Source organism: Sphingomonas cavernae (assembly GCF_003590775.1).
Classification (GTDB): Bacteria; Pseudomonadota; Alphaproteobacteria; order Sphingomonadales; family Sphingomonadaceae; genus Sphingobium_A; species Sphingobium_A cavernae.
Window position 1 is genome coordinate 405,534 of sequence record NZ_QYUM01000004.1, and the last position, 18,536, is coordinate 424,069.

Sequence of the window (18,536 nt, forward strand, 5' to 3'; positions counted from 1 at the left end):
GCGCGCAAGCTGAGCCGAACTACACGAAGAAAAGCGAACTGAACGCCGCGTTGATCAGTGTCGCCTTGACCAATGTACGAAAGGATAGCCCCGCCGCGCGGACGCGCGTGATCTTCAGATGCTCCGAGAGCCAGACCGACTGGATCGCCATGTACCAGAGACCTGTCGCGAGCGAGAGCACCAATCCCGCAACCTGAATCTCGATCATCTTTGCCCGAAGCATGATCGAAGCGATCGTCAGCAAGAGCGCAAACAGTGCGCCCAGATAACATTGGCTGAAAAATGGTGCGCGCAGCGTCTTGCGGTCGAGCGGCTGGTCGCTGCGCTTGAGCAGGCCAAGCGCGAACATCAAGGGGTAGATGCTGAACAAGACAACCTGCAGGATCAGCAAATTTTCCTGCGAGCCCCCGAGGAGCGCCGCAACGCCGCCCCGTCGCTCCTGATCCTCGGCATGAAAGGTGATTTGCAGGCCATGCGCGATCAGGATGGTCAGCATCAGGAACATCGGCGGGCTGAGCGTGTCGATATATTGCTCTTCCGGCTTGTCGCTTTGCTCGTGATCGGAATAGTCGATCATCCTGCCCGGATGGCGGATCACCTGCCACATCGTGCGAGGGTAGAAGATCAGCCAGGTCATCACCTCGTAAAGCAGGTCTTCGATCGAACGCAGAATCGTGAAGAAGCTCATTCCCTCCCCCTTCCGAAAAAAGGGCCGACTTGCGGCCTCCGGCACATCTCGACTGGTTGCGGCCTGGAACTCGCCCGCAACGCCCACGCACGCCACATTGTTGATGCCCTCGCGGCGCCACGCTCGACGGTTTCCAGCAATCAGGACACCAGGAGCAAGGTCCGAAATGCTTATTTGATACCGAACGTCAGCGTGTATTTGCCAACCTCGTTCCGGCGCGCGGCATTGCGCATCAGGAAAACGCGCACCTGATAGTCGCCGCTCGCGGGCAACTTGCCCTTGAAACTGTTGCCGTTGATCGTTCCGTCGAACAGCGCCTCGTCGGCGGCTGGCGCCATGACGGTGAAATAGTTCGAGGCGTTCGAGGTCTTGAGGGTGACCGTCATCGTCTGCCCGGCGCGCGCGCCGATCACATAGATCGCAGTATCATAACCCTTGACCGACCCCGTGATGGCTTTGGACGTTGCGCCCTTGGCGAACTCTACCCTCGTCGTCCGCGTCGCGTCCTGCGCGACGACCGGCGTAGCTGCCAGCATCGCGGCCGCGCAAATCGCTGCAATATGTTTCATCTCATCCTCCATCGTTGCAGAGCTTGGCATGGCTTGGGCAGTGCGGTGAGCAAAAAACTACTCGCGCGCGGGAAATACCAGAGAGGGGATTTTTGCAGGGCACAATTCAAAAGGCTTCGCCGATACCGAGATAGACGCCGTGATCGTTCTTTCCGATCGCCACGTCGAGGCGGAGATGGACGTCATTATTCTTGAACGGCCGATAGCGCACGCCCACCCCCGCTGCGGGAAGCACATTACCATCGTCCAGAAAATCGCCGACCGAAGGCGCAATGCCACCCACGCCGAAAAAGGCGACGCCGCCCCAGCGCTTCGCGAACTGATGGCGTAATTCGCCCTGGACCGCCCAACTGGCGCCATCACGATAACGGCCGCTTGGATATCCGCGCAGGACCCCGCTCGAGCCAAACAGGCACAGGTCGTAATAGGGCGCCTCGCCGCCCGTCGAACAGAGCGTCCCGTTCACTGCAAACACCGTGTCGGAACCGAAGGGAAGATATGCGCTGCCCACAAGCGTGAGCTTGTTGTGCTCATAACTGTCCCCCAGAGCCTTGGTGCCGAACAGCCAGGTGGCGACGCCGTAAACGCCACTGTGCGGCTGGGTGTGGCTGTCGCGCGTGTCATAAGCGATCATCGGGCCCAGCATGGACAAGGTGCTGTGCAGTTGATCGGCGGGCGGCGGCGACGTGGACGGCGGCGGCGTGGCCCCCGTGTCCCTTGGCGCGGCGTCGGTCGCAGTGAGTTTGTAGCGCAAGCCGACAAAGCCGTGCGGAAAGGCGCGCATCTGTGCACGCACCTGAAAGCTGAATTTCTCGCTGGCAAGTTCAAGCGCCTCACCACGATCGCCGTCTTCGGCTCCGATTCCATAGAATTTGCTGCGCGCATCGAAATAGGAAAATGTCGCATTGACCCGGAACCGGTCCTTGTCGAACGACATGGTGTGGAATGCGCCGAAGCCCTTGGAGCCGCCGCTGCTCCAGATGAGGCCGCCGCCCGTGACCCATTGGTGCGGCCCATTGTTGGGATTGTAGAAAGCAACGCCTCCCACCGCGAGCCCTGTCCCGGTCGTCGGACTGGAAAAGGGCACGGGCGCGATCAGCAAATCCCTCTTCTTTTTCGTCTTTTCGACCGAGCGCGGCTCCACGCTGGCGGGATCGATGGCCGCGTCCCCCGGGCGAGGCCGAATGGTTTCATCTATCGGGCCCTGCTGTGCGGACGCCGGTACGGCGATCATCGCAAGCGCCACGGTTGCGAGACCCTTCTGCGAGGAAAGCCGAATTGAAAGCTCCATGAAGGATCCTCCACCGCGCCCTGCGGGAACCCCAATCCATTACCAGTCCCGTGGCGGAGGTATATCGGGACAAACCCCATGCCAGCATTGCCTGACCGTCGCGGCCGATGTCGCGTGGCGCACCATCCGGCATAAAATCGGGAGATTCATGACGCCGACCCGGGGTTAACCCCAATGCCAACGCCGCTCCGCACATAGTAATCATGCACCTCCATTCCTTGGGGGCGCTAGCGGAGTTCGCCCGCGACCAATGCGCCGCCGCCGGAACAAGGGTACGAAATCCATGGAAGAATCGCTCAAGATCGCCGCATCCTATTCGGCGCTCATGCTCGAAATAACGGTGGTGATCATCGTTGCCTACGGCGCGATCGAGGCGCTCGTCCGGGTTGTCACGCACCTTGTTACACAGCGCCCCGGCACCTGGTCGCGGCGCGAGGTCTGGCTTCGCTTTGCGACCTGGATTCTGCTCGCGCTAGAATTCGCACTGGGCGCGGACATCATTCGGACCGCGGTGGCGCCAACCTGGGACGATATCGGCAAGCTCGCCTCGATCGCGGCGATCCGCACCGGGCTCAGCTTCTTTCTCGAGCGCGATATCTCCGAGATGGGCGAACCGTCGGCGTCCGCGGGCAAGCAACCCTGAACGCCCACGGAACCTCGTTCAGATCAATCTGGTGGCAATGGTGACGAACAACGCCACGCCTGCAATCGACATCATCAGCGCCATGATCAGGATGGGGCGGCCCAGGCGGAACTCTTCGGTTTGCTTGAGGTCCTTCAGCGTCGCCCAATAGCTTATCGTTCCCAGCACGATGGCGAGCGTCCCCATGCCGGTGAGGAACATCCCCACCTGCTGAGGACTGTTCGGGTGCGCGAGGTCCCGGTGGGAGCCAATGCCCTCGAGAAACTTGTAGATGGTGAAGCCGAAACTGAACATGGACAGCGCTGTGCGCAGCCAGGCCATCAGCGTCCGGTCCGCGGCCATGATCGTTCTGATCTGACCCATATCGCTTGGAAGACCCGGCGCTTTCACGTGTGACACAGTTTCACTCACAGGCATTGGCTATCTCCTGGCATACGCATCCAAGCGCACGGCGCATTCCACCCGCGCGCATGCTCAGCTTGCGCGGTATTTATGGGGACGTCTACACCTAGATAAGGGCGTTGCTGCCCGCTCCTTATCGCTCAGAGCGCCATGATGCCGCGTCGCGGTTCTCGCGTCCCGACCGATTCAGCGGTTAAAGTCGCTCCGGCGTCGAGCAACGCCTGCCGTCGTCCCCCGACGCTGGTGCCAAGCTGCGCGTTTTCGAAGGGCATGAGGCTCGCGAGCGCTTGATGCGCAAAGGCGCGGTCCAGAAAAGACGCGACGCGGGGCCACTGCGCCGCGTCGACCGTAAATCCGGCATAGGCCGCGTTGCGGAAAAAGGAGGCGATTGCGATATCGGCAAGACCTATGTCGCCGAACAGGAAAGCGTCCGCGGGAAGCTGCCCCTCCAGATAATCCAAGACCGACGGCACATCCTCGGCCAAAGTCTTCTCGACGCGTGCATCGTCGCCGGGCTCCTTCCATACGGCTGGATGAACGACACGCTGATAGAACAAGCCCCAGATGAATATGTCGCCGAGGCGCGTGTCCGCGAACTCCTCCAGCCAGCGTGCACGCGCACGATCGCGGATATCCGCAGGCAAGAGCGGGTGCCCCGGATAGGCTTCCTCGAGATAGGCGCAGATCACCGATGAATCGCAGATCTCGAGATCCCCGTCGATCAACACGGGGATGCGGCGCAGCGGGCTTATCCGCCCAAAATCGTCGTTACCGAAAAAGGGGGTGATCGGGTCGATCTCATAGTCCAGCCCCTTGAGCGCGACGCAGGCGAGAACCTTGCGCACATAAGGACTTACAAAACTGCCGATGATTTTCATGCGCCGCTCCTTGGCGCGAGAATGAAACGCGGCGGGGGCGATGACAAGAGCGCGGCCGTCGGAGCCGGGCGGACCCGGGCTGTCTGTGCCCACATCCGCTCCACCGCATGCCCCCGCCTTGCGACAGGGCGCGCGCTGACCCGGCTGGCAAAGCCGGCAAAACTTGCTAGAGCCGAAAGCCTATGACCGAAGCGGCGCCCGAGAATTTCAGTTACCGGTTGAAGCGTGAGGCGAGCGGCCTGCTCGACCGGCTGAGGCCGTGGTGGGACAAGCGCTGGGTGCGCATCCTTGCCTGGCTGGGGCTGGCGGGATTGCTCGGCTTGCTTCTCATCTGGGTGGTTTTCGCGCGCAATCTGCCGTCGGCGGACACACTGCTGACCTATGAGCCGCCGCTGCCCACCAATGTGCGTGCGATCGATGGTGCCCCAGTGCACAGCTATGCCCGCGAACGCCGCGTTCAACTGAGCTTCGACGAATATCCGCCGCTGCTCGTCAACTCATATCTTGCCGCGGAAGACCGCACTTTCTTCGAGCATGGCGGGCTGGACTATCCGGGTATCATCACCGCGATCTTCACCAACCTGACCAATTCGGGGCGCCCCATCGGCGCGTCGACGATCACGCAACAGGTGGCGAAGAACCTGCTGCTCACCAACGAGCTCAGCTATGTCCGCAAGGTCAAGGAGGCGTTCCTCGCCAAGCGGATCGAATCGGTGCTCACCAAGCAGCAGATCATGGAGCTGTATCTCAACCAGATCGCGCTTGGCCGGAACAGCTTCGGCGTCCAGGCCGCGGCGCGCGCCTATTTCGACAAGGACGTGGGCGACCTTCAACTCCACGAAATGGCGTTCCTCGCGATCCTGCCCAAGGCCCCCTCCACCTACAGCCGCGCCTCCAATGCCGACAAGGCAATCGCGCGGCGCAACTGGGTGCTGGGCGAAATGAAGCGCAACGGCTTCATCGACGAAGCGCAGATGCAGAGCGCGCAGGCGCAGCCGCTGGGGCTGCTGCCCTATGTCGGGCGACGCGAGCAACGTGTCGGCGGCTACTTCATCGAGGAGGTTCGCCGCCAGCTCATCGAGAAATTCGGCGAAAGCGACGATGGCGGCAAGAACAGGAACAGCGTCTATTCGGGCGGGCTCTGGGTGCGCACATCGCTCGCCCCGGCGATGCAGGAATATATGACCGAGGCGCTGCGTGCCGGGCTGATTCGCTATGATCGCGGCAAGGGCTGGAGCGGCCCGATCAACAAGAAACCGATCGAGGTCGGCGAAGGCTGGAACCGCAATCTGCTCGCGACCAATGTCGGCATCGGCTACCAGAATTGGGAAGCTGCAGTGGTGCTTTCCAAATCGGGAGGCAGTGCAGAACTGGGCTTCGCCAATGGCAGCACCGGCACGCTTCCTTCGGGCAATGCGCAGATGCCGAAGCGCGGCACGGGCACCAGCGCCTTCCAGGCGATGAAGCCGGGCGATATCATCGCGGTCGAAAAGCAGGGCGGCGTCTATTCGCTGCGCAACATCCCCGAAATATCGGGCGGCATGGTCGCGCAGAACCCGCATACGGGCCAGGTGCTCGCGATGCAGGGCGGCTTCGATTCGCGCATCCAGAGCTATAACCGCGCGACGCAGGCCGAACGCCAGCCGGGTTCGACCTTCAAGCCGATCGCCTATTCCGCTGCGCTCGACAGCGGCATGACGCCCGCCTCGATCATCGTCGATGGGCCCTTCTGCGTCTATCAGGGCGCACGACTGGGGCAGAAATGCTTCCGCAACTTCGGCAATATGCGCGGCGCGGGGCCGCAGACGATGCGCTGGGGGCTCGAACAGTCGCGCAATCTGATGACGGTGCGTGCCGCCTCGCAGACGGGCATGGACAAGGTGGTGAAGACCGCCGCAGCCTTGGGCGTGAGCCAACCGGGCAAGACCTATCCCGCGGTGCTTGCGATCGCATTGGGCGCGGGTGACACCACGGTGATGCGGCTGACCAACGCCTATTCAGTCCTCGCAAACAACGGCAAGGCGCTGTCCCCCAGCCTGATCGACTATGTCCAGGATCGCCGCGGCAAGGTAATCTTCAAGGCCGATACGCGGCCCTGCGAACGCTGCAACATGAAGGACTGGGACGGCAAGGCCATGCCCCGCCCGCCGCTGCGCCGTAAGCAGGCGCTCGATCCGATGACCGCCTATCAGATGGTCCATATGCTCGAAGGCGTGGTCCAGCGCGGCACCGCCACCGTGCTGCGCGACCTCAATCGCCCGATCTTCGGCAAGACGGGGACCTCTTCGGGCCCGACCAATGTTTGGTTCGTCGGCGGTTCCGCCGATCTGGTGGCGGGCGTCTATATGGGTTTCGACCAGCCTCGCCCGATGGGTGGCTATGCGCAGGGCGGCACGCTGGCTGCCCCCATCTTCAAGCAGTTTGCGCAAAAGGCGATGAAGGACATGCCAGTCGTCCCCTTCCGAGCGCCGGAGGGCCTCCGCATGGTCCGGATCGACCGCAAGTCGGGCCGCAAGGTTTTCGGCGCGTGGCCGACCGATGATCCGAAGGCCGCGGTGATATGGGAGGCGTTCAAGCCCGAAAGCGAACCACGCCGCTCGATCCGTCGCGAAGAAGTCGCCCAGGCGAAAAAGGCCGAGGACCGCGCGGCCGCTGCCGCTGGCAACGCGACCGCCCGCCCCGCGACCGACAGCGAGTTCTTGCAAAGTCAGGACGGGATTTACTAGGGCCACGCGATGTAATTTCCACGTCATGCCAGCGCAGGCTGGCGTCTTGCGTGGCCACCAGAGATGCCAGCCTGCGCTGGCATGACGAGACTATTTTGGAGAACACACCATGCGCGCCGAAGCGCAGGCCAATGCCGACAAGATCAACGACGCGCTCGCGCTGCTCCGCCGCTTCCTCGACTGGGATCGCGCGCTGCGCCGGCTAGACGAGCTCAATGCGCGCGTCGAGGACCCGACCTTGTGGGACGACCCCCGGGCCGCGCAGGAGGTGATGCGTGAGCGCCGCCGTCTCGACGAGGCGATCAGCGCGACACGCGCGATCGAGACCGAGCTTGCCGACACCGTCGAGCTTATGGAAATGGCCGAGGCCGAGGGCGATGAAGCCATGGTCGACGAAGGCGTCGCGGGTCTTGCTGCGCTCGCTGCGCGTGCCGACGACGACAAGATCAAGGCACTGCTCGCGGGCGAGGCGGACGCCAATGACGCCTATATCGAGGTGCATGCGGGCGCGGGCGGCACCGAGAGCCAGGACTGGGCCGAGATGCTCCAGCGCATGTACCAGCGCTGGGCCGAAAAGCGCGGGTTCAAGGTCGATCTGATCGAATATCAGGCGGGCGAACAGGCCGGGATCAAGTCCGCCACGCTCCAGATCAAGGGCGAGAACGCCTATGGCTACGCCAAGACCGAGAGCGGCGTGCACCGTCTCGTCCGCATCAGCCCTTATGACAGCTCGGCGCGGCGCCACACGAGCTTTTCGTCGGTCTGGGTCTATCCCGTGATCGACGACAATATCGAGATCGAGCTCAACGAGGGCGACGTCAAGATGGACACCTACCGCGCAAGCGGAGCCGGCGGTCAGCACGTCAACACCACCGATTCGGCGGTGCGCCTAACGCACATTCCGACGGGCATCATCGTCGCCAGCCAGAACGACCGGTCGCAGCACAAGAACCGTGCGACCGCGATGAACATGCTGAAAGCGCGGCTCTACGAGGCCGAGCTGCAGAAGCGCGAAGCCGCGGCGAGCGGCGAATATGCGGCGAAAACCGATATCGGCTGGGGCCACCAGATCCGTTCCTATGTGCTGCAACCCTATCAGTTGGTGAAGGATTTGCGCACGGGGGTCACTTCCACCGCGCCCTCGGATGTGCTTGATGGCGCACTCGATCCCTTCATGGCGGCCGCGCTCTCGCAGCGCGTGACCGGCGAGAAGGTCGAAGTGGAGGATGTCGACTAGACCGATGCGCCGCGCGGGGTTTCTGTTGCTGCTTTTGTCGCTCGCCGCATGCCGGCAGGGTGAGGCGCAGCTCAGCTTCCCCGAGGCTGACCGCCCCGTCGCCCCCATCGTCTCGAGCCGCTTCTCGACCGAGGAGGCGCGCGACCGCGTCAACGAGGCCGATACCGTGATGGGCAAGGCGGGGATCAAGCCGGGCATGACGATCGCCGATATCGGCGCGGGCGAAGGCTATTACACCATTCGCCTTGCCTCGCGCGTGGGCGCGAAGGGCCGCGTGCTTGCCGAGGACATTATTCCCGAGGTCCGGGATGCGCTTGCCGAGCGCGTCAACCGCGAGCGGCTCGACAATGTCAGCGTCCGGCTGGGCGAGCCGGAGGACCCGAAGCTGCCCGAAAAAAGCTTCGACCGGATTTTCATGGTGCACATGTATCATGAGATCACCCAGCCTTATGAATTCCTCTGGCGGATGCGCCCGTCGCTGCTGCGCACCGGCCGCGTGATCGTCGTCGATGCCGAGCGGCCGACCAAGGACCATGGCACGCCGATCGCGCTGCTGCGCTGCGAGTTCGCGGCGGTCGGCTATGCGCAGGTCGACTATCAGTCGCTGCCCGCGGTCGATGGCTATATCGCGCAGTTCGAAGCGAGGGGCCCACGCCCCGAGCCGAGCGAGATTCGCGGCTGCCGTTATGGCGCTAAAGCAGCCCCGCCCCGCGAAAGCTGAAACAGCAGCGTTCCGCGAAGACCAGATGATCGTGGAGCCAGAGACCAAGCGGCCGGACGACGTCGGCGAGCGTGCGCGTTGCCGCCAGGTCGGCGGAGCTCGGTTCGGCGATACCGCCCGGATGGTTGTGTGCGACGATCAGCGCCGCGCTCTGAAGCGCGAGCGCATCCGCTACGATCGTGCGGATCGGCAGATCGACGCGATCGACGCGGCGCGCATAGCGCAGCCTCAGCCCGATCAGCCCGTCGTCCGAATCGAGATGCGCGACGCACAGCATCTCGCAGCGCATCCGCGCCATGCCCGGCCCCAGAAACGCGATCGCGGCCGCACTGCTCTCGAATCTGCGACGCATATGGGCAGCTCCGCCATGACTGACATCTCCGCGCGACCCACCCCAAAATCCGGGATTCGCGCGATCTGACGAAGCGAAAGCCGCTGCAAAACGGCTGGAATCGCCCGAAATCGCATCCATTTCGGAGGAAGCGGATAAAGGCTTGGCGAGCGGCGCGGGCGCGGCCATAAACGGCGGCGAACATGCAGGCCTATCTCGATCTTCTCCAGCGCATCCTCGACGAGGGGACCGACCAGCAGGACCGCACGGGCACCGGCACGCGCGCGGTGTTCGGTCATCAGATGCGCTTCGACCTGTCAAAGGGCTTCCCGCTCGTCACGACCAAGAAGCTGCACCTGCGCTCGATCATCATCGAACTGCTCTGGTTCCTGAAAGGCGACACCAATGTCCGCTGGCTTCAGGAGAACAAGGTCAGCATCTGGGACGAATGGGCGGGCGAAGACGGCGATCTCGGCCCCGTCTATGGCAAGCAGTGGCGTGACTGGGAAAGCGCCGACGGCCGCCATATCGACCAGATCGCCCGGCTCATCGACCAGATCCGCGCCCAGCCCTCCTCGCGCCGTCAGATCGTGACCGCATGGAACCCCGGCGAGATCGACCGCATGGCGCTGGCGCCCTGCCACTGCCTGTTCCAGACGCAGGTTGCGAACGGCCGGCTCAACCTCCAGCTCTATCAGCGGAGCTGCGACGTCTTTCTCGGCCTGCCCTTCAACATCGCCTCCTACGCGCTGCTCACGCACATGCTGGCGCAGCAATGCGGGCTCGAGCCCGGCACCTTCGTCTGGACGGGCGGCGACACGCACCTCTATTCCAACCATTTCGAGCAGGCGCGGCTCCAGCTCTCACGTGAACCGCGGCCGCTGCCGACGCTGCATATCCTGCGCAAGCCCGACGCGATCGACGCTTATGAATATGAGGATTTCGAAATCCTCGGCTACGATCCGCACCCCCACATCAAGGCTCCGGTGGCGGTGTGAAGGGCCCCGAGATCGTCCTCATCGTCGCGCGGGCTGACAATGGCGTGATCGGACGCGCCGGCAAGCTTCCCTGGCACCTGCCCGCCGATCTCCGCCACTTCAAATCGCTGACGCAGAACACGCCGATGATCATGGGGCGCAAGACCTTTGACAGCCTGCCCGGGCTGCTCGAGGGCCGCCGTCACATCGTCGTGACGCGCGACACCGGCTGGGACGAGGACGGCGCCGAGGTGGTCCATACCGCCGAGGACGCGCTCAGGCGCGCCAACGCGCCGCATGTTTCGGTGATTGGTGGTGCAGAGATATATGAGCTCTTCCTGCCGCGCGCCGACAGGATCGAGCTGACCGAGGTTCATCTGGACGCTGAGGGGGATACAGTGCTGGACAGCTTTGGAAAGGACTGGCGCGAAACGCGCCGCGAACGGCATGAGGCGGAAAACGGCCGCCCCGCCTACAGCTTTGTGACGCTGGTGCGCACCAGGTGACGGGCGAACCCTCGGGCACGCGCCCCGGCGAAAACCCGGGGCCGACCGCACCGGAACCCGGAAGGCCACGGTCGCCGGGGTTCGTAAGACGCCGCATAGCGCTCGGCGTCGTCGTCCTGATCCTCATTCTGCTGGCCGGGTTCTTCGCGCTCGCGCCGGCGATGGTCGAGCGCGACATGAACATCGTCGCGCGGGGCCCGATGCCCGAGATCAGCGAAGACACGGCAGCGCTCCATAAGTCGCTTCAGATAGCCGATCTGCACGCCGACACGCTGATGTGGAAGCGCAAGCTGCTGAGCGACACGCGCCAGGGCCAGCTCGATCTCGGCCGGCTTGAGGCAGGCAATGTCGCGCTGCAGATATTCTCGTCGGTCACCAAGACGCCCAAGGGGCAGAATTACGACGCGAACGGCGCTGACACCGATAACATCACGCTGCTGGCGGTGGCGCAGCTCCAGCCGGTGCGCACCTGGAACTCGCTGCTCCAGCGCTCGCTCTGGCACGCCGAAAAGCTCCGGCGCGCCGAAGACAAGGCAAAGGGCCGCCTGCGCATCGTCCGCAGCGGCAGCGACCTCGCCCGGTTGCTCGCAGAACGGACCCGCGGCGCGCAGGTCACCGGCGCGCTGCTTTCGATCGAAGGGCTGCAGAATCTGGAAGGCCGCGCCGAGAATCTCGACACGCTCTACGACGCGGGCTTTCGCATGGCCGGCCTGACCCATTTCTTCGACAATGAACTTGCGGGCTCGATGCACGGGCTGGACAAGGGCGGCCTCACCCCGCTCGGACGCGATGTCGTCGCCGCTATGGAACGCAAGGGCATGATCGTCGACATAGCGCACGCCAGCCACACCGCGGTCGCCGAAACTCTTGCGATGGCGACGCGGCCGGTCGTCTCAAGCCATGGCGGCGTGCAGGCGACGTGCAAGGTCAATCGCAACCTCACCGATGAAGAGATACGGGGCGTGGCGCGCACCGGCGGCATTGTCGGCATCGGCTATTGGGATGGCGCGGTCTGCGATACCAGCCCCGCCGCCATCGCCAACGCCATCGCCCATGTCCGCGATCTTGTCGGCATTCGCCATGTCGGGCTCGGCAGCGATTTCGACGGCGCGGTCACCACGCGCTTCGATACCTCGCAGCTCGCGGCGATCACGCAGGCGCTCGTCGACCGCGGCTTTACCGAGGACGAGATCCGCGCCGTCATGGGCGGCAACGTGCTGCGGCTATTGGCGCAGGGGCTGGAGCCGAAGCCCTAAAATCCTCCCCAAGCTCTGCTTGGGGAGGGGGACCACCCGAAGGGTGGTGGAGGGGCGGCGCGAAGCGCCGATCATCGAATGCCCCTCCACCGCGCTGCGCGCGGTCCCCCTCCCCGAGCAAGCTCAGGGAGGAACTATGGGGGTTTGCAGCCGCCCCACCCCACCCTATAGCCCGCCTTATGGAGCGGCTTTCGGGCAGCGTCCGCGTCCCCGATCATTTGCGGGGCGGCGTGATCGCGCTGGGAAATTTCGACGGCTTTCACGCGGGCCACCAGGCGGTGGTCGGCCGCGCCGTCGCGCTTGCACGGCAGATGGGCGGTCCTGCGCTCGTCGCGACCTTCGATCCGCACCCCGTCCGTCATTTCAAGCCCGATGCCGAGCCCTTTCGGTTGACCACGCTCGACCAGCGCCAGCGCCTCTTTGGCAAAGCGGGTGCCGATGCGATGCTCGTCTTCGAATTCGGCGCCGAACTGGCATCGCTGACCGCCGAGGAATTCGTGGCGCAGCGACTGGTCGACCTGATCGGCGCCAGGGGCGTCGTCACCGGTGAAGACTTCACCTTCGGCAAGGGGCGCGGCGGCAATGTCGACGTGCTCGCCGAACTCGGCCTGCAATACGGGCTCGTCACCGAAGCCGTGGCGCCCGTCGCTGCGGGTGGCGAAGTGATCTCCTCCAGCCGTATTCGCGAGGCATTGCAGGCGGGCGACTGCGAAGCCGCGACACGGCTGCTCACGCGCCCTTTCGCGATCGAAGGCGTCGTCAAGCACGGCGACAAGCTGGGCCGCGACATCGGCTTTCCCACCGCCAATATAGAACTCGGCCATTATCTGCGCCCGCGCTACGGCATCTATGCCGTCAGGGGCCGCCTTCCCGACGGCCGCGTGCTGGATGGCGCGGCCAATCTCGGCATCCGCCCGACATTCGATCCGCCCAAGGAACTGCTCGAGCCCCATTTCTTTGATTTCTCGGGGGACCTCTACGGCCAGACGATCGAGGTCGAGCTGATCCGTTTCCTCCGCCCCGAAATGAAGTTCGATGGCCTCGACGCGCTCAAGGTGCAGATCGCGCAGGATTGCGAGGATGCGAAGCGGGTTTTGTCAGCTCGCCCTCTCCCTTGATGGGAGAGGGATACAGCGCCTTGGCGAGCGCAAGCGAGTTTAGGCGGTGTTGGGTGAGGGTGATGCCCGGCGTCGAGCATGATCCCAACATCACCCTCATCCAACTACGACTAGCCAGCAAGCTGGCAAGTCTGCGTACCCTTCTCCCATCAAGGGAGAAGGGTTTATCGCTTCAAACTTGCCGCGCGATCCTCTAAGCACCCCCCACCTATGACCGAAAAGCCCGACTATAAAGACACCGTCTTCCTGCCGAAGACCGATTTCCCCATGAAGGCGGGGCTGGCCCAGAAGGAGCCGGCCATCCTCGAACGCTGGGCGAAGATCGGGATTTACGACCGGCTGCGCGAAACCCGCAACGGCCGCGAACGCTTCATCCTCCATGACGGCCCGCCCTACGCCAATGGCGACATCCATATGGGCCATGCGATGAACAAGGTGCTGAAGGACATCATCGTCCGTTCGCAGAGCCTTCTCGGCAAGGACGCGCCCTATATCCCGGGCTGGGACTGCCACGGCCTTCCGATCGAATGGAAGATCGAGGAAGAATACCGCAAGAAGAAGCTCAACAAGGACGAGGTTCCCGCGGCCGAGTTCCGCGCCGAATGCCGCGCCTATGCCGAGAAATGGGTCGCGGTGCAGCGCGCGCAGTTCGAGCGGCTGGGCGTGATGGGCGACTGGGAAGACCCGTACCTCACCATGAAGTTCGAGGCCGAGGCCGCGATCGTCGGCGAACTCCTCAAATTCGCGGAGAGCGGCCAGCTCTATCGCGGCGCCAAGCCCGTGATGTGGTCTCCCGTCGAGAAGACCGCGCTCGCCGAGGCCGAGGTCGAATATGAGGACATCACCTCGACGCAGATCGACGTTGGGTTCGAGATCGTCGAGAGCCCGATCCCCGAGCTTGTCGGCGCGCATGCGGTTATCTGGACGACCACGCCGTGGACGATCCCGGTGAACCAAGCTTTGACTTATGGGCCGGAGATTGAGTATATCGTTGTTGCGCAGCGCGTCGACCACAAGGTCAAACGGCGTTATCTTGTTGCGTGGGATCTGCTCGAAGCGTTTGAAAAGCGAGCACAGTTTCTGGCCTTTGACGACGACCTCGGTAACACGGTCGAACTGTGCGGACGCTATAAGGGCTCGGACCTCGCCGGCACCATCGCCCGCCACCCGATGCACAAGCTCGGCGGCTTCTTCGCCAAGCCCCGCCCCTTCCTGCCCGGCGATTTCGTCACCACCGATGCGGGGACGGGCCTTGTGCATATGTCGCCCGATCATGGCGAGGACGACTTCCTGCTGTGCAAGGCCAACGGTATCGATCCCGTCTTCGCGGTTACCGATGACGGCAAATATCGTGACGACTGGCTCTGGCTCGGCGGTCAGGGATCGGTCATCAACAACAAGTTCAACGCGCCCGATGGCCCGATCTGCGAGGATCTGCGCGAAGCCGGCGCGCTGCTCGCGGCCTCGGCGGACTTCAACCACAGCTATCCGCACTCGTGGCGCTCAAAAGCGAAGATCATCTTCCGCTGCACCCCGCAGTGGTTCATTCCGATGGACAGGGCAGCGGGGAGCACACAAAACACCGTTCGGGCTGAGCCTGTCGAAGCCCTGCCCTTCCCTTCCTCCGGTGCCGAAGAAAAAACAGGCCTTCGACAAGCTCAGGCCGAACGGGTTGAGAGTAACGGAGCAACATTAAGGAACATCGCGCTCGACGCGATCGAGCGCACGCGCTGGGTGCCCGAAAAGTCGCGCAACCGCATCCATGCGATGGTCGAAGGCCGCCCCGACTGGGTGATCAGCCGCCAGCGCGCCTGGGGCGTGCCGATCGCGCTCTATGTCCACCGCCAGTCGGGCGAGTATCTCCGCGACGCGGCGGTCAATGCCCGCATCATCGACGCTGTCACCAAGGGCGGCGCCGATGCGTGGTACGCCACCGACCATCAGGCGCTGCTCGGCCCCGACTACAGGCTCGAAGACTATGAGGTCGTCACCGACATCCTCGACGTCTGGTTCGATTCGGGCTCGACGCACGCCTTCGTGATCGAACAGCGTTATGGAGAGGGCGTCCGCGCCGATCTCTATATCGAGGGGTCTGACCAGCATCGCGGCTGGTTCCAGTCGTCCTTGCTCGAAAGCAGCGGCACGCGCGGCCGCGCGCCCTATGATGCGGTGCTGACGCACGGCTTCGCGCTCGACGGCAATGGCCGCAAGATGTCCAAGTCGCTCGGCAATGTCGTCGATCCCTTGAAGATCATCGGCGAGAGCGGCGCTGACATCCTGCGCATGTGGGTCGCCTCGGTCGATTATTTCGAGGACGTCCGCATCGGCAAGGAGATCCTGTCGGGAACCTCCGACGCCTATCGCAAGCTGCGCAACACCTTCCGCTACCTGCTCGGTGCTCTGGACGGCTTCACCGAGGCTGAAAAGCTGCCCGTGGCCGAAATGCCCGAGCTGGAGCGCTATGTGCTCCACCTGCTTGGTGTTCTCGACGCCGATCTGAAACAGGCGACGGGCGACTTCGAGTTCAACCGCTACATCCGTGCGCTGACCGATTTCGCGAACGAGGATCTGTCGGCCTTCTTCTTCGATATCCGCAAGGACTGCCTCTATTGCGACGCGCCTTCGGACGCGAAACGTCGCGCCTATCGCACCGTGCTCGACACGCTGTTCCACGCGCTCGTCCGCTATGCCGCGCCGATCATCCCCTTCACCGCCGAGGAAGTGTGGCAATCGCGCTTTCCTACCGAAGACCAATCGGTGCATATGCTCGAATGGCCTGAGGTCGATGCGGGGTGGCGGGATGATGCGCTGGGGACGAAGTGGCAGGGCGTGCGCGGCGCGCGCGAGCGCGTCACCGAGGCTATCGAACCGCTGCGCCGCGAAAAGATCGTCCGCTCAAGCCTCGAGGCCGAAATCGCGGCGCCCGACCTCGCCGGGCTCGACGCTGAAGATTTCGCCGAAATCTGCATCGTCGCGCGTGCGATCAACGGCAGCGGCGACGCGGTGGAAGTTACACGGACCGACAACGCCAAGTGCGGCCGCTGCTGGCGTCACCTTCCCGAGGTTGGTGAGGACGGTGATCTCTGCGCCCGGTGCGACGGTGTGGTCGGTGGCTGACTGCAGCCTGTCCCCCGTCACCCTGAACTTGTTTCAGGGTCCATGAGCGCGTCGCAGCGCCTGCGCCTGTGTGGATGCTGAAACAAGTTCAGCATGACGAAATGAAGTAACATTGATTTGAAATATACTTTCACGATTCACGGGAAAAGTGGGAAGCTAAGCGCAGAGACATGACCGAAGCCCTCCGCAACCATCGCCGCCTCGGCCTGATCCTCGCCGCATGCGTCTTCGCGCTCGATCAGATCGCGAAATATATCGTCACGGTGCCGCTTCAGCTCGAAACCGTCGGCCAGATCCGGATCCTGCCGATCTTCAACCTGACCTGGGTTGAAAATTACGGCGTCTCGATGGGCTTCCTGCGTGCGGACAGCGAGGCGATGCGCTGGGGACTCGTAGCGATCACGCTCGCGATCAGCGTCGGTGTTACGGTGTGGATGTGGCGCGAGAAAAGCCGTTGGGACGTGCTCGCGCTGGGCCTCGTTCTGGGCGGCGCGCTCGGCAATATCGTCGACCGCGTCCGCTTCGGCCATGTCGTCGATTTCGCCGACCTGCATTTCGGCGACTTCCGCCCCTTTTTGGTATTCAATGTTGCCGATGCTGCTATTACCATCGGGGTACTGGTTCTGCTGTTCCGCGCGCTCTTTGTGGGCGAGGATGGCAGCAAGGCAAAAGACGCTACGGAGACTGTGGATGCGTAAGACGGTGATTTTTGGAAGTCTGGGCCTGGCCGCGATTTCGCTTTCGGCCTGCGCCTCGGGCGGCCTCACCAATCGCGACCGCCCCGACGAATTCGCCACCGCGCGCAAGGCGCCGCTGGTGATCCCGCCCGATTTCGCGCTGGTGCCGCCCAAGCCCGGCGCCCCGCGCCCGCAAGAGGCCGATTCGAGCACGCAGGCGCTGCAGGCGATGTTCGGCGGCCCCGCGCAGCGCAGCGCGTCGGAAACGGGCGTGATCGGTCAGGCCGGCGGCAACCGCGCCGATCCGGGCATCCGCTCGGGTGTTGGCGATCCCGACACCAATGTCGTCGACAAGGGCTCGGTAACGCGCGACATCATCGCCGCGCCCGAAGGCGACGGTCAGGATGCGCGCGCCTCGACCCCGCAATAAGCCGCGGGCGACAGACCAATAAAAAAGGGGGCCGCAGCCCCCTTTTTCGTATCCTGATCGGGGAGGGTCAGAAAGCCACGCCGATCGAGCCGACGACGCCCGCCTTAGAGACGTTCTTTCCCGAAAGCGGGTTGATCAGCGACTTGTCGGTGTCGACATAGGAGACGCCGAACGACAGGTTCTTCCAGGTGTAGGTCGCACCCAGGCTCCAGTCGGTATATTCGTCACCGATCGTCAGATAGCTCGGACCGAACGAGTGGCCGAGATGCGCCGAAACGCTCAGCGGCGTGCCCGGAATCCCCGCCGACAGATCGCCCGCAAGGTAGAAATTGTCTTCCTTGCCATTGCCGACCGAAAGCGCGCTCGCCTTTGGTGCATAGGCGGCCGTCAGCTTGCCCGTCACCGGCCCGAAGGTGTGCGACACCGCGACATAGGGCTCGAAGAAGTCGCTGTCATAGCCGGGCACGATTTCCTCGGCGCCGGGATAGTAATAATACAGCACCCCGACATCGAGCGTCGTGCCGCTGAAATCCTTCTTCCAGCCAAGGATCAGGTCGAGTTCCTGATCGCCGCCTGCGGCGACATAGTCGTCGATGGTCGAACCCCAGACCGTCGCATAGAAGCCCGACTCGTGCGAGACGCTGATGGTGCCCTGCAGCGCGAAGTTCTTGTCGGTCTGCGAAATGCCGCGAAAACGGTAATCCGTAACGAGCGTTGCACCGCCCGATACGGTGATGCTGCTCTCCGCCTCGGGGGCCGCAGCCTCGTCCTGAGCAAATACGGGAGTTGCGAGCATGGCCAGAGCCAGGGCCGTAAGGCCGGTGATGGACGTGCGCATGATATTCCTTTCTGGTTCGATGCGTCGTCCCGCCTGCGTTGCGGCTCCCTGCCTCTCTTGCCCAAATGGGCCGGTGCGGATTGCCACGACGCAAGACAAATGCCGAATCGCGCTGCGCTGCACAAGAATAT

General features: G+C 63.6%; 18 protein-coding genes. 11 read left to right on the plus strand and 7 right to left on the minus strand.

The genetic code is table 11. The features are described 5' to 3' along the window. Positions 1–19: 19 nt before the first annotated feature. The 3 genes from D3876_RS17265 to D3876_RS17275 form a co-directional block, all read right to left on the minus strand. Positions 20–688, minus strand: a complete 669-nt coding sequence (locus D3876_RS17265; protein WP_119764610.1) for a hypothetical protein — start codon at positions 686–688, stop codon at positions 20–22. Positions 689–858: 170 nt separating this feature from the next. Continuing rightward, on the minus strand, positions 859–1,257 hold the full coding sequence (locus D3876_RS17270; RefSeq protein ID WP_147417686.1) for a DNA breaking-rejoining protein: 399 nt from the start codon (positions 1,255–1,257) through the stop codon (positions 859–861). 106 nt (positions 1,258–1,363) lie between these two features. Beyond that, on the minus strand, positions 1,364–2,548 hold the full coding sequence (locus D3876_RS17275) for a BamA/TamA family outer membrane protein (RefSeq protein ID WP_119764614.1): 1,185 nt from the start codon (positions 2,546–2,548) through the stop codon (positions 1,364–1,366). Positions 2,549–2,831: 283 nt separating this feature from the next. On the opposite strand from D3876_RS17275, the gene D3876_RS17280 reads away from it, so the two are divergent. Continuing rightward, a complete protein-coding gene (locus tag D3876_RS17280; RefSeq protein WP_119764616.1) occupies positions 2,832–3,191 on the plus strand; it encodes a DUF1622 domain-containing protein in 360 nt (119 codons plus the stop codon). A gap of 18 nt (positions 3,192–3,209) precedes the next feature. Here the strand turns inward: D3876_RS17280 and D3876_RS17285 are convergent, their stop codons facing one another. Beyond that, on the minus strand, positions 3,210–3,608 hold the full coding sequence (locus D3876_RS17285; protein WP_119764618.1) for a YidH family protein: 399 nt from the start codon (positions 3,606–3,608) through the stop codon (positions 3,210–3,212). A gap of 125 nt (positions 3,609–3,733) precedes the next feature. Then, a complete protein-coding gene (locus D3876_RS17290) occupies positions 3,734–4,471 on the minus strand; it encodes a glutathione S-transferase family protein (protein WP_119764620.1) in 738 nt (245 codons plus the stop codon). A 182-nt stretch (positions 4,472–4,653) separates the two neighbouring features. On the opposite strand from D3876_RS17290, the gene D3876_RS17295 reads away from it, so the two are divergent. The 3 genes from D3876_RS17295 to D3876_RS17305 all read left to right on the plus strand — a co-directional run bounded on the left by D3876_RS17295 (position 4,654) and on the right by D3876_RS17305 (position 9,155). Beyond that, the gene (locus tag D3876_RS17295; RefSeq protein ID WP_119764622.1) at positions 4,654–7,197 is read left to right on the plus strand and encodes a penicillin-binding protein 1A; all 2,544 of its coding nucleotides are present in this window, start codon (positions 4,654–4,656) and stop codon (positions 7,195–7,197) included. 109 nt (positions 7,198–7,306) lie between these two features. Continuing rightward, complete coding sequence (gene prfB / locus D3876_RS17300; protein WP_119764624.1) at positions 7,307–8,434, plus strand: peptide chain release factor 2; 1,128 nt, start codon at positions 7,307–7,309, stop codon at positions 8,432–8,434. Beyond that, positions 8,424–9,155, plus strand: a complete 732-nt coding sequence (locus tag D3876_RS17305; protein ID WP_420801974.1) for a class I SAM-dependent methyltransferase — start codon at positions 8,424–8,426, stop codon at positions 9,153–9,155. The genes prfB and D3876_RS17305 overlap by 11 nt, the downstream gene beginning before the upstream one ends. On the opposite strand, the gene D3876_RS17310 is transcribed toward D3876_RS17305, so the two are convergent. Further along, positions 9,127–9,507 (minus strand): JAB domain-containing protein, encoded by a 381-nt coding sequence (locus D3876_RS17310; protein WP_182912050.1) that lies wholly within the window; start codon positions 9,505–9,507, stop codon positions 9,127–9,129. The genes D3876_RS17305 and D3876_RS17310 overlap by 29 nt on opposite strands. 182 nt (positions 9,508–9,689) lie before the next feature. On the opposite strand from D3876_RS17310, the gene thyA reads away from it, so the two are divergent. From thyA to D3876_RS17345, 7 genes are all read left to right on the plus strand, one after another. Beyond that, a complete protein-coding gene (gene thyA, locus D3876_RS17315; RefSeq protein WP_119764630.1) occupies positions 9,690–10,484 on the plus strand; it encodes a thymidylate synthase in 795 nt (264 codons plus the stop codon). Beyond that, on the plus strand, positions 10,481–10,969 hold the full coding sequence (locus D3876_RS17320; RefSeq protein WP_119764632.1) for a dihydrofolate reductase: 489 nt from the start codon (positions 10,481–10,483) through the stop codon (positions 10,967–10,969). The genes thyA and D3876_RS17320 overlap by 4 nt, the downstream gene beginning before the upstream one ends. A gap of 95 nt (positions 10,970–11,064) precedes the next feature. Further along, entirely contained in the window at positions 11,065–12,225 is a 1,161-nt protein-coding gene (locus D3876_RS17325) for a dipeptidase (RefSeq protein ID WP_238475468.1), read from the plus strand. A 179-nt stretch (positions 12,226–12,404) separates the two neighbouring features. Then, positions 12,405–13,343: a bifunctional riboflavin kinase/FAD synthetase gene (locus D3876_RS17330; protein WP_119764634.1), complete on the plus strand. Its 939-nt coding sequence runs from the start codon at positions 12,405–12,407 to the stop codon at positions 13,341–13,343. A gap of 210 nt (positions 13,344–13,553) precedes the next feature. Continuing rightward, complete coding sequence (ileS, locus tag D3876_RS17335; protein WP_119764636.1) at positions 13,554–16,460, plus strand: isoleucine--tRNA ligase; 2,907 nt, start codon at positions 13,554–13,556, stop codon at positions 16,458–16,460. A gap of 170 nt (positions 16,461–16,630) precedes the next feature. After that, complete coding sequence (gene lspA / locus D3876_RS17340; protein ID WP_119764638.1) at positions 16,631–17,158, plus strand: signal peptidase II; 528 nt, start codon at positions 16,631–16,633, stop codon at positions 17,156–17,158. Continuing rightward, positions 17,151–17,567, plus strand: a complete 417-nt coding sequence (locus D3876_RS17345; RefSeq protein ID WP_119764640.1) for a DUF3035 domain-containing protein — start codon at positions 17,151–17,153, stop codon at positions 17,565–17,567. The genes lspA and D3876_RS17345 overlap by 8 nt, the downstream gene beginning before the upstream one ends. 67 nt (positions 17,568–17,634) lie before the next feature. Here D3876_RS17345 and D3876_RS17350 read toward each other — a convergent pair whose 3' ends face one another. Beyond that, entirely contained in the window at positions 17,635–18,405 is a 771-nt protein-coding gene (locus tag D3876_RS17350; RefSeq protein ID WP_119764642.1) for a TorF family putative porin, read from the minus strand. Positions 18,406–18,536: the final 131 nt, after the last annotated feature.